The following is an 11211-nucleotide window of genomic DNA, read 5'->3' on the forward strand; positions in this document are numbered from 1 at the left end:
GCGCGTTCCGCGCGGGCAGCCGCAAACCCACGGTCGCTTTCGAGAAAGCTGGCTAGCATGGCCGGGACGAGGTCTTCCACCCGAACCTGCTCACCATAGGCTTCCGCGTACATCACGACGTATTCGGTCAGAGCCTGGTAAAGGTCGGGAAGCACATGAAGCGCCAGTTTGACCGGAACCCGGTCGGGCAAACGGGCAAGTTTGAGGGTAGGCATCATATTCTCCTATTCGTGCCATGGAGCTAGTATCAGATCGCGGTGAACGACAAGCCGCACAGGCGCGCCAGGTCGGATCGTGATCGTCGGCTGAATCTGAAGGTTGCGCGAGGTGATCTGGTCGCCGGCACGCGAGACATTCTGCTGGGTAGATTCCCGGATCGCCTGGACGAGGTCACTTTCGCCGGTGAACGTCAGCCCCGAGCCGACGCCGAGGATTGTCGACATCACCACGCCTTTCAGAAGCGTCCAGCTGTGGAAATCAACCTTATCGGCCAGACCAGCATAGCCCGATGCATCGCTCGCGGGCACGTTATCGATGGCGAGCGAGCTACCGTTCGGCATGACAATGCGCTGCCAGACAACGAGCGCCCGGCGCTGGCCGAACGCAACGACGCTGTCATAGCTCCCGATCAGCCTTGCCCCTTGCGGGATCAGCAAGATCTGTCCGGTGGCGCTGTCATAAACGCGTTCGGTCACCTGCGCCGTCACTAGCCCGGGCAAATCTGACCGCAAACCGGTGATCAGACTGGCGGCAACGACGCTGCCGGCGGACAGCGTATAAGGCGATAGGGGCGCTGTAAGCGCATGCGGATTGACGTCCCCGCCCCGATCGCTTGCACCGACGAAATCGGCCTTGCGCTGCTGGGCATTGGGATCGTGATCTGCGTCGATTGCGATCTTAGCGGGTTGGCCTGCGCCAGCAGATGCTGTCGACGTCGGCGTTGTCGCTTCGGCCGCGCGAGTGCCATTCTGGGTTGTGATCATGACGGCGGACGTCCGCGCCGACATTTGCGCGGCCATCAGTCTTTGACGTTCGGTTTCGGCCGCCTGATCGGCCTGCGACGGCATGGTCGTTTGCAGAGGCGCCATGCCGTCGAGACCGCGCTCATGATCGAGGATCGGCTTGCCGAGATCGCCCGGCAGCGCCGGGCCGAGCTTTGGCACCTTATCATAGGTTGCCGCGAGACCGGCGAGTGCCTCTGACGTGCCCTTGGCATCGACATCGCCACGATCGGCAGTCGTCACCAGCGACGGCGTATGGTGCGACAGTGCTATCCACGCGACACACGCAATAAACAGCGCAGTACCACCACTGGCGCCAATGATCGCACTGCGCTTGAATCGTTCGACCTTCGCCGGTTGACCGCGCAAGTTCGCCAGTTCGGCGTCCATTTTCGGCGGCGACTTTGGCTCGTCCTGCTTTTTCTCGCCTGGTTGCGTTTCGACTGTTGCGGACTTGTCATCGACAGACGGAACCGGGCCCTTGGGACCATCGGGTTTTTGCGCGTTGGTCATGACGCCCTCCGCTTGCCGCGCCGCCGGTCGCCAGCATTGTTATCGCGGCTGATCGTAACGATCTGCTGGTGCCTGGTGCCGAGCCGCAGTTCGGCGACATCGAACAGCCGGTCGACGACATAATAGGTGCCGCTGACCCGATAGTTGACAAGCTCGGCCTCACCCTTGCTCCCACGAATGAACAGTGGTGGCGCTTCGCCAACAGTCAGGCTGGCTGGAAAGGCGATGAAGGTCTGGCGTCCGTCATCGAAGGCTCGGATCGGTCGCCAGGCAGGATTGTCGCCCGAGATCGTATAGCCGAACCGCAGATTCTGGACCGAGAGACCCGTGCTCACCGATACCCGTTCGGCGGTGCCATCGCGGTTGCCGCGAAGCGCGAGCAACGAATTTTCCGGATAGGTCCAGGAGATCGCCGACATCGAGGTCGCCGCCGTGCTTTCGAGTTGGAGATGATAGGTGCGGCGATCGGTCGCGATGACGAGATTGGTCTTGAGGCCCGCCGCCGAAGGCTTGATCAGGATGTGGGTGCGCTTGTCGCCCCCTGCCCCGCTCGTCGTATCGCCGACGATCCAGCGGACGGTGTCTCCCGCCGCCACTGACACCAGTGCTTCGCCGGGCTGCAACGCGATATCGCCAACGCGCTCGGGTGCGGCAAACAGTCGATACAGCGCGCCCTCGCTCCAAGGGTAGACCTGGACGGCATTGCTGTAACCGCTGGCCTTGGGCTCCATCAGCGCCGCACGATTGGCGGCATCGACGCGGCCCGCCGATGGATTAGACCGACGATGCCGGATGGCATGCCGCTGGACCGTTGGTGGGACGACGGACAAAATGCTGACAACGGGAACGGGCATGACTGGCGCTTTGGCAACCGGGCTACCGAGGGCCGCTGCCGATTTACTCGTCACCGGCGCTGGTTTCGGCGCGGTTTGCGCGAAGCCCGCCGAGGCCAGCATCGCGAACGCCGACGGTATCAGATATATTCTCATGGCTGTGACCTTTCTGGCAATGTGGGCACCGATGACCCGTTGGCGTTGAGGTTGGGATCGAGCGGCGACCCGGCAGGCACAGTGGCGGGTGCTGCCGCGGGCGGAGGTGAGGGCGCAACGACCGGTGCCACCGGCGCGGGCGTTTCGAGCTCGCGACTCCAGTCGATCGCATCGACATAGAGACCGAGCGGGTTCTTGCGCAGCGTCTCGGCCGAGCGTGGGCTTCGCACGATAATCGTGACGAGCGCGGTCCAGTGCGCGGAGGAGGCAAGGCTGCCGCGCTCGTAACTCGTCTCGATCCATTTCACCTGGAACGATCGATCGGATGCGCGGATGACGCTGGTCACCTGAACCGACACGGTGCGCTCGCCGATGTTGGCAAAGGGATCGGCGCTGCTGGCATATTCGCTGAGGAACAGGCTGCCACGCGGTGTCGCGAAATCATACGCCGACACCCAGTTCTCGCGCATGACTACGGAATCGAGCATGATCGCCCGGATGTTCGTGATGAAGCGGCCGAGGTGCCAGGCAATCTGCGGATCGGTCGGCTGAAAATCGGCAGAGGCTGGGGCCAGTGCCAGTGTTTCGCCGAGCTTGTCGACCTCGACGACATAGGGTGTCACCCGGCTCTGCAGCGATTGCCAGATCAGCCCGCCCGATAGACCAGTCGAGAGCAGCAAGCCGCCCAATGCCATGATCCGCCAGTTGCGCGCCTGGACCCGGGCCGAGCCGATGCGGTCGTCCCACATCTGGCCGGCGCGCTGGAAGGGCGTCTCGGGTTCGGGAGTTCGTCCGTAGCGCTGGACGGCGCGTTTGAAGGCCATCGGGTCAATCCTCTCTTTCGCTGATGTCGGGGGTTGCGGATGCGCCGCCACGGTCGCCCTCCTTGACGGCATGATAGGCGACCTGGCGATTGTGACGGGCTGCCTGTTCGGCGCGCAATTGCTGCGCCCAGACGGGCGGGCCGTCGCCTGTGGGTGATACACCCGTCGTTGCCGACAATGGCGATGACGATCCGGCGTCGAACGCGGCCTGACGGCCGCGCGCTGCGGCTTCGCCGAGGCCAAGCGCATTGCCGACCGCGCTCGATGCGGTATCGCGCGCTGCACTGGCAACGCCGCCGAGCCCTGCCCCGACACTCGTCGAGCCAGCGGTTTCCTGACCGAGCGTGTACGCAGTCGAAGCCGCCGATCCCATCGACGTCCCCGCTCGGATGGCACCGAGACCGGCGCTGCCTGCGCTGCGGGCGAGGCCTGACACAGCCCCTGCCCCGATCGCAGCGCCAGCGGCGACGCCGCCAACGGTGCCGATGGCAGCGCCCGCACCAAGTTGCGGGGCGCCGGCGACGAGCCCCGAGGCGATACCGGGCCCGAAGATGCCGAGCCCGAACAGGGTAAGGCTTGCAAGCACGAGGCTCATGGCCTGGCCGATGTCGGGCTCCTGCCCGCCGAGCGCGCCGGTGAATTGCGCAAAGAAGCTCGAGCCGATGCCGACGATAACGGCCAAGACCATGACCTTGATGCCTGACGACACGACATTGCCAAGCACGCGTTCGGCGAGGAACGATGTCCGGTTCCACAGCGAGAACGGGATCAGCACGAAGCCGGCCAGCGTCGTCAGCTTGGACTCGATGATGGTGATGAACAGCTGGATCGCAAGGATGAAGAAGGCGGCGATGACGATCACCCAGGCGATCAGCAGCACCGCGATCATCAGGAAATTATCGAAGAAGCTGGTGAAGCCGGTCAGTTGAGACGCCTGCTGCAGCAGTGGCCACGCCGCTTGGAACCCAGTGCCGGCGAGCTTGCCGGGTTTCAGCAGATCGGCAGCGCTCAGCGCGCCGCCGCCCGCTTTCAGCCCCAGCCCGGCGAACGACTGGAAGATGATGTTGGCGAGGGCTGCGAACTGCGTGATGATGAAGGCGAAGGCACCGACGTAAAGGATCTTTTTCAGAAAGCGCCCGATAACATCGTCCTCGCCGCCGAGCGCCCAGAACAGACCTGCAAGCGTGATGTCAATGCCGATGAGTACGGTGGTCAGGAAACCGACGTCACCGCCGATTAGCCCGAAGCCGCTGTCGATGTAGCGGCCAAAACTGTCCATGAAGCCGTCGATGACGTTGAGATCGTTCAAGTGGAATTGTCCTCGTTGGGTAAAAACCGCGGGGTACCCGAATGGCGATGACACCCCGTGGCCGGCGGCGGCGCAGAGGAACTAGTTCCGCGCATTCGCCAGAACCGGCCCTGCCTATCTGGGCGTATAGGCCGTGCCGGAACCGAGAAATTTGGTCGTGGCGGCGCGCGCATCCTCGCCCGCCTGAAGCTGACGCGCGCGCTCGATCGCCTCGCTGCGATACTGTGCGGCCATCAGCGTCTGCAGCTGGAACTGCTGCTTTGCGGTCAGCGCCAACAACTGGTTGGTCGCCTGTTGCGCCTGCAGCGCACCATCGGCATTCTGGCTGCGATTAACGATGTCGTTCATGGTCTGCGCATCGCTCTGGACGTTGGTGACGACCTGCGACTGAACGCTCATCGACTGGCGAAAGCCGGCCATCGCGGCATCGTAGCGCTGCCGAGCATCGACGACGCGCTGACCGGTCAATGTCAGTAGGTTGGACAGCCCCGGGAACAGCGCGCGCGCCTGCGCATCGGCCTGGCTGACGCTGAAGGTGACATTGGTGGCTCGGTTCATCAGCGTGTCGATCGACTGCAACGCCTGGGTCAGCTGCTGGATCTGCGGAAAACCGATCCGTGTCAGGTTGCGCGCCTGATTGCTGAGCATGGTCGCTTCGTTCTGCAATGACCGGATCTGATTGTTGATCTGTTGCAGCGTGCGGGCGGCGATCAGCAGGTTCTGGGCATAATTGCTCGGATCGAACACCGGCAGCGCAGCGATCGCCGGGATCGGCCCGGCGGTGACGCCAATCGATATCGAGGCAAGTAAGGCGAGCGCATAGTTCCGGGTCATTGGTCGTTTCCTTTGATTGAGGGGGTGCTGCGAGGCCCAGCGCATGATGTGCACCGCCCATGGCGAGCACCGCGGCGCGGGCCGACAGACCTTTGTCGAAGATGAAGATGCGGTTTCGCGGATAACGTCGGAACTGGAGCGCCAGCATCGCCAGCAGCACCGATTTGCCCGCGCCCGTCGGCCCGACGATGAGCATATGGCCAACGTCGCCGACATGGGTCGACAGCCGAAACGGCGTCGAGCCGCAGGTTTCGGCATAGAGCAGCGGCGGGCCGTCGAGATGTGCGTTCCCGACCGGTCCGGCCCAGACCGAAGACAGCGGCATCAGATGGGCAAGATTGAGCGTGTGGACGAGCGGTTGGCGGACATTGGCGTAAACATGCCCCGGCAGTGACATGCGCGGCCAGAAGTGCTGTCTGATCGGGGCGCAACGCATCGATCGCACCGAGCTGCGAAGCGACAGAGTCCTGCAAGAGCACCGAGGGACACTGGCCCTCGTAATTGCCGAGATTGGGGCGATGCTGCCGATAGCCCACCAGGCCGGCCAGTTCTGGTGAAAAGTGACGCGCGATGGCGGGCGGATAGGCGAGCCACTGATTTTCATAGGGTTTGAGCCAGCCGAGCGCATAGCTGACGATAATGGCGCGGCGGCTGGTGCGACATACGTTGGCACCCGCACCGTGAAGCGTCGACCCCAGAAATATGATCGCATCGCCTGGATCGCATGCAGCAACGATGGGCGCCGCCCCCGGGGGGTCCTCGTTGACAGCCATAGCGCCGTGGCTTCCGGGCCAGATAAGCGTGGCCCCATTTTCGGCGCGGAAAGGATCGAGCGGCCAGATCACGTTGATCAGATATTCGCGGACGCCAATATCGCCACACCACATATCCTGATCCCGGTGCGCCATCTGCGCAAGCGCGCCCGGGTGGACTTCTATGGCCTGCGTCAGGTTGAGCTGAATGGTGTCGCACCACGGCCCGAGCACGGTTTGCGCTATGGCGAGAACCGTGGGATGCAGGACGAGATCGGAGACGGAAGGCGACCGCGTCAGCAGCCGTCCGAACCGTTTTGTCCGGCTTCCGTAAAAATCGCCCGAACAGAATGGTGTCTTCTCGAACTGCGAAAAAAGGTCGGCGCTAACGGCCTTTATCGCCCGATCCGAAACGAGCGATCGATGGATGGAAAAACCATCATACAAAAGTCGATCGACGTCCGGATTGGCTTGCGTTGCACATGCCGTCTGAACCTCAGGATTTGCCATGATACGCTCCTCAGTCAGCAAGTTGCATGAAAGCGGTGCACTCTTCGTAGACCCCGGTCTGCTTCAGCCTCCCGATCGTGTCCGCAGCAATATCGATGCGGATGGCGCACAACTGGCCACATTTGTAACGGAGCGGAAGACCAAGCGGCGCGCAGTCCCAGCCGAATCCGAGTATCTGGCTGGTCCAGGCCATGTCGGCAACGCCCGTGTAGGTGACGATCTCATTGTCCCGAGCATATTGAGCAAGCGCAGTAACGAGCCTGTTGCGGTACAGGCGGCGTTCCGGTGCCCGCATGTCGCGTGAAAGACAGAAACGGGTGATTTCGAAGACGGACGGTCCCGATGGCAGTTCGCCTTCGCACAGTTCGGGGAAAAGGGTATCGAGGATGCCCGGTCGGATCGTCGGCAGCAGCCGCGCTGAGGCGCGGTGACGACCGTCGGGATCGGCCAGAATGAGATAAGAGGCATGCGGATTGTCGAAATGGTCGATCTCGTATCGACCGGCGAGCGCTGGGATGTCCCATTTCAGCAGATCGATGAACACGCTCTTGCGCGCTTCGAACATCGCGCGGAGTACGACATGCTCCTGTTCGCGGTTGGCACCGTTGACGACCGAAATCATTGGATGTCCTCCTAAAATGAAGAGGACGCCTATTGATCACGCAAACCTCTCTGCAGCTACACCAAGAACTGGGGGTGTTAGAGGCCGATGATCTCATGTACGCTTATGGTTCCATCCGCAATAGCTCGAACCGCAAGCAGAATGCGGTTCGAAGTTCCATAACGCTGACGCGCCTCGCGGACATGACCCGTGGCCGTGCCATGGCTGATTGCCAGGATGATCGCGATTTCCCAGTCCGATTTGCCGCGCGCAACCAGCATGACGACTTCGCGCTGCCGGGGCGTAAGCGCAGGAGCGACCCTTGCTATTCGCGTGTTTGTGAGCGCGCACGGTTTATCGAAAGCCAGCAGGCCGAGGACTTGCGCGGCTGGAATGTTATCATCCGAAATCGCACATTCCGGGGTTGTCGCAAACGTGCACGACCCGAGCAACTGACCGGGAATGTTAGAGGGAACGGTGAAACCGTCACCGATGCCATGAGCCAACGCGGCATCAAGGATCGCCTGGTCCTTGGCGGCGAACGGAAGCAGCGTGCGCGCCTCGCTCCAGCGAAATCCTCGCGAGAGCTTGTGGCTGGCACGATGGACGGGATCGGAAATACCGAGACCATGTGCATCGAACCAGACCTCCCAGGCATGGGGGTAGTTATGAATGCGAACGGTGCCTGAGGGTTTGTTCGCAAAATCGACATGATGAGTCAGCGCAAAGTAGCGACATCCCAGTGTCACGGTTATCGCGCCGAGGACCACGGCAAGCGAGTCGAAATCAGTCACCAGACCAATGCGTCGGGCGAACTCATTGATATCAGCGATCGCAATCATCGCAAATACTGCGAACTTGCCAGTGTTGCCTCATAGACACCGGCCGCCGCCCCTGGTCACGCGCCAAGCACTTCGGTTCTCACGCCGCCTCAGCACGTGCGATAACAGCATTGTCCGAAAGTCCCAGGTCAAGACAATCCGCCAGTGCCTGCACTTTCAATACTGCGATTTATGAATATATTGCAAATATATTTCAAACGCAGAATCGACGCTATTCGGGTGTTTCCAAATAATGGTTTCATACTGGAAAATATTGTCGATCCGTCATTTGGCAGGAATCGCGTCGGACTGTGGTTCCTGACCGCGACGACCCCGAATTGGGCCTTCCCGACTGGCGCATCGCTGATGAGTACAGATTCCTGTCGGGCATGGAGCGGGGCGCTTTTGCTTGGGAATGGCTCAGGCGCGGTCCAGCGTACCGGCAGACCTGGGACGAATGGGCCTGCATTACCACCGGAAGCTATAGCGCTGCCGAACGTTTCAGCCTGGCCGAACTTGAAGACCCTGGCTTGCCCGCAGGGTCGGCCCGGCCGATCTGGCTTGCGGAAATCGACGGCACAGTGGTGCTGGCGGATATCCTGCCGATCGATCCCGCACCGGGAGAGGGGATTGATCTGCTTGAGATTGCGAGCCTCGTGACGTTGGCGGTCGATCCGGAAAATCGCGAACATTTGCTGCTCAGCGATGGTGTCGCAATGGTGCGGCTCGATATTGCGCGTGGCACGCTGCTCGGCGGGCGGATGCAGCTTGCGTATCGACTGTCCGGGATATCCAAAATAAGCGAGCCGCTGATGACCTTGCGTCGGCTGGTGCCACTGATCCTGACCGGTAGCATTCCGAGAAAGCTACTGAAAGTCGAGCGGCTTGCAGACCGTTGGATTCAGGAATTGCGTGTTGCTGATGCCATCGCAGCGGGCGCCACTCACCAAGACATCGCGCGTGCGCTGTTCGGAGCCTTGATCCTGGACAGGCGCTGGCGCAGCGAAGGCGATGCCGTTCGGCTCCGCGTGCAGCGGCTCGTTCGCAAAGCGCAGCAGCGCTTGCGCGACGGTGCCCATTTTCAGTGGTTTCAACGACGATGACTGATGATTGTCCTTGGTAAAGTGGATATATTTCGCGACCCTACGGCCATGCTTTTTGGGGCGGGCCGTTTTCCAGGCGGGGGGATAGATATCCACGCCGACGACGGAAAGGCCACGGAGGCAGTACGTGAAACCTGGGACTGGCTCGCAAATGTTTCAAGACGGCAGGTTCAAGCGGTGACAAAGTCGTCAAGCTTTATGAACAATTCGTCGGGGACTTGCCAACGCTCGCAGCCGCATTGGAGTTTGATTCCAAGAAGATTCCATATGTTGATTTTGAGAGGATTGTCGTCGGCTGGCTGACACGGGACGGTTGAGCCATGGCGTCGCGCACGCGCTTCGCCAACACATTGGCACCATTCAACATAAGATGTATTATCGGACTTAAATTTTGTAGCAGCAACGTTCAAATGTCACAGTCGCGCAAGATAGAGATGTCTCACTTGGGCTACCGTGCCCTCCGACTGTTCGGAGGTATTTGGCATGGCGGTGTTGCATATGAGTACCGAGGAGCTTTCGCGGGTTGAGACGCTGATGCACGTGGTATCAGGCCGCATGACTGTCACGGAAGCCGCGCGGCTTATGGGTGTCAGTCGACGCCATGCGCATCGACTGCTGTTACGTTATCTCGATGATGGATCGTCCGGGCTTGTGTCGCGCAGACGCGGTCAACCCAGCAACCGGCGACTGGACGATGCACTCCGAGACCGGATTGTCGCCTTGGTTCGGATCCATTATCATGATTTTGGTCCCACCTTGGCGGCGGAGTATTTAGCCGAGCGACATGATGTCCGCATTTCGAGAGAGAAGTTGCGGCAGATCATGATTGAGGCTGGCATCTGGAAGGATCGTCAAGCTCGCCGCCCGCGCCCGTATCAGCCTCGCTATCGTCGGGATTGCCGTGGCGAGCTCATACAGATCGATGGGTCAAAGCATTGGTGGTTTGAAGATCGCGGGCCGCAATGCACGCTGCTGGTCTATATCGACGACGCGACCAGCGAGTTGATGCACCTCAAGATGGTCGAGAGCGAAAGTACCTTCTCCTATATGGAGGCGACGCGTGAGTATCTCGAACGGCACGGCAAGCCGGTGGCCTTTTATTCCGATAAGCACACCGTGTTCCGCAACGCGCGGGCCAGTGCCGCGCGTGGTGACGGGATGACGCATTTCACGCGCGCGCTCGAGACACTGAACATCGAGATGATCTGCGCCAACTCACCGCAGGCCAAGGGCCGCGTGGAACGAGCGAACGCCACCTTGCAGGACCGCCTTGTAAAGGCGATGCGGCTTGAAGGTCTATCGACCATCAGTGAAGCAAATGCTTTTCTGGCAAGCTATATGGCTCAGCATAATGCGCGCTTCGCGCGCGCGGCCTTCGACAGCCGTGACCTTCATCGCCCTCTGGCCGCGCGTGACGATCTGCGCTCGATCATGGTGTGGCGCGAGCAGCGTACGGTGACGGCAGCGCTGACGCTGCATTACAACAAGGCGATGTTCATTCTGGAGCCGGGCGAGATCGCAAGGAAGCTGGCGCGCAAGCGGGTGACGGTGTGCGAGTATCCCGATGGCCGACTGGAGGTTGAGCATGAGGGCCATGTCCTGCCCTATCGCCAGTTCGACAAGATGCGACAGGTCAAGCAAACTTCGATCGTGGAGAACAAGCACCTGGATGCGGCGCTGATGCTGGCGCAGCAGATACAGGCAATCCTGCCGCATCACCGAAAGCGTAACAACGATGCCCCTGCTCGCCAGTCCCAGCCCGCGCATCTGTTCCCAGAGGTCGAGGTGGCATCGAAGATCGATCGACGCCGGTTGGGTCGTCCCAAGCTCAAGCGTGGCCCCAGACTCAGCGATGCAGAACTGCTTGAGCGCGGCACGCTCAAGTACGTCAAAACGACATGAGCGGCGCGACAGTTAGGCTCCTGACCGGGCCCACCGCTGCGCGGCGGGTCCG

General features: G+C 61.2%; 10 protein-coding genes and 2 pseudogenes. 2 read left to right on the forward strand and 10 right to left on the reverse strand.

The window, feature by feature from the left end; translation table 11 throughout:
• The 10 genes and pseudogenes from Q0R02_RS02335 to Q0R02_RS02380 form a co-directional block, all read right to left on the reverse strand.
• Window positions 1–215, reverse strand: a 215-nt coding sequence (locus tag Q0R02_RS02335) for a DUF2274 domain-containing protein (RefSeq protein WP_293880467.1), incomplete at its 3' end; no start/stop codon positions are given.
• A 9-nt stretch (window positions 216–224) separates the two neighbouring features.
• Window positions 225–1514, reverse strand: a complete 1290-nt coding sequence (locus Q0R02_RS02340) for a TrbI/VirB10 family protein (protein ID WP_293880469.1) — start codon at window positions 1512–1514, stop codon at window positions 225–227.
• Window positions 1511–2503 carry a P-type conjugative transfer protein TrbG gene (gene trbG / locus Q0R02_RS02345; protein ID WP_293880471.1) on the reverse strand — a complete coding sequence of 331 codons (993 nt, stop codon included), beginning with the start codon at window positions 2501–2503 and terminating at the stop codon, window positions 1511–1513. The genes Q0R02_RS02340 and trbG overlap by 4 nt, the downstream gene beginning before the upstream one ends.
• Window positions 2500–3327 (reverse strand): conjugal transfer protein TrbF, encoded by an 828-nt coding sequence (trbF, locus tag Q0R02_RS02350; protein ID WP_293880473.1) that lies wholly within the window; start codon window positions 3325–3327, stop codon window positions 2500–2502. The genes trbG and trbF overlap by 4 nt, the downstream gene beginning before the upstream one ends.
• Before the next feature lie 4 nt (window positions 3328–3331).
• On the reverse strand, window positions 3332–4636 hold the full coding sequence (gene trbL / locus Q0R02_RS02355) for a P-type conjugative transfer protein TrbL (RefSeq protein ID WP_293880475.1): 1305 nt from the start codon (window positions 4634–4636) through the stop codon (window positions 3332–3334).
• Window positions 4637–4750: 114 nt separating this feature from the next.
• Window positions 4751–5470, reverse strand: a complete 720-nt coding sequence (gene trbJ, locus Q0R02_RS02360) for a P-type conjugative transfer protein TrbJ (RefSeq protein WP_293880477.1) — start codon at window positions 5468–5470, stop codon at window positions 4751–4753.
• Window positions 5471–5504: 34 nt separating this feature from the next.
• Window positions 5505–5864: pseudogene (locus Q0R02_RS02365) on the reverse strand (conjugal transfer protein TrbE); the annotation flags it as partial.
• Between the two features lie 22 nt (window positions 5865–5886).
• Window positions 5887–6732, reverse strand: a pseudogene (locus tag Q0R02_RS02370) (phytanoyl-CoA dioxygenase family protein); the annotation flags it as partial.
• Between the two features lie 10 nt (window positions 6733–6742).
• Entirely contained in the window at window positions 6743–7354 is a 612-nt protein-coding gene (locus Q0R02_RS02375) for an acyl-homoserine-lactone synthase (RefSeq protein ID WP_293880478.1), read from the reverse strand.
• Window positions 7355–7431: 77 nt separating this feature from the next.
• On the reverse strand, window positions 7432–8127 hold the full coding sequence (locus Q0R02_RS02380; RefSeq protein WP_293880479.1) for a LuxR family transcriptional regulator: 696 nt from the start codon (window positions 8125–8127) through the stop codon (window positions 7432–7434).
• A 338-nt stretch (window positions 8128–8465) separates the two neighbouring features.
• On the opposite strand from Q0R02_RS02380, the gene Q0R02_RS02385 reads away from it, so the two are divergent.
• Entirely contained in the window at window positions 8466–9257 is a 792-nt protein-coding gene (locus tag Q0R02_RS02385) for a DUF2285 domain-containing protein (RefSeq protein WP_293880480.1), read from the forward strand.
• Window positions 9258–9740: 483 nt separating this feature from the next.
• Window positions 9741–11159, forward strand: a complete 1419-nt coding sequence (locus Q0R02_RS02390; protein WP_293880481.1) for an ISNCY family transposase — start codon at window positions 9741–9743, stop codon at window positions 11157–11159.
• The last annotated feature ends 52 nt before the right edge of the window (window positions 11160–11211 follow it).

The organism is Sphingomonas sp. (genome assembly GCF_025353885.1).
Lineage (GTDB): Bacteria > Pseudomonadota > Alphaproteobacteria > Sphingomonadales > Sphingomonadaceae > Sphingomonas_O.

Excerpts from the sequence above, each read along its gene's own strand:
- Q0R02_RS02340 (WP_293880469.1), bottom strand. The coding sequence starts at position 1,514 with ATGACCAACGCGCAAAAACCCGATGGTCCCAAGGGCCCGGTTCCGTCT.
- trbG (WP_293880471.1), bottom strand. The coding sequence starts at position 2,503 with ATGAGAATATATCTGATACCGTCGGCGTTCGCGATGCTGGCCTCGGCG.
- trbF (WP_293880473.1), bottom strand. The coding sequence starts at position 3,327 with ATGGCCTTCAAACGCGCCGTCCAGCGCTACGGACGAACTCCCGAACCC.
- trbJ (WP_293880477.1), bottom strand. The coding sequence starts at position 5,470 with ATGACCCGGAACTATGCGCTCGCCTTACTTGCCTCGATATCGATTGGC.
- Q0R02_RS02375 (WP_293880478.1), bottom strand. The coding sequence starts at position 7,354 with ATGATTTCGGTCGTCAACGGTGCCAACCGCGAACAGGAGCATGTCGTA.
- Q0R02_RS02390 (WP_293880481.1), top strand. The coding sequence starts at position 9,741 with ATGGCGGTGTTGCATATGAGTACCGAGGAGCTTTCGCGGGTTGAGACG.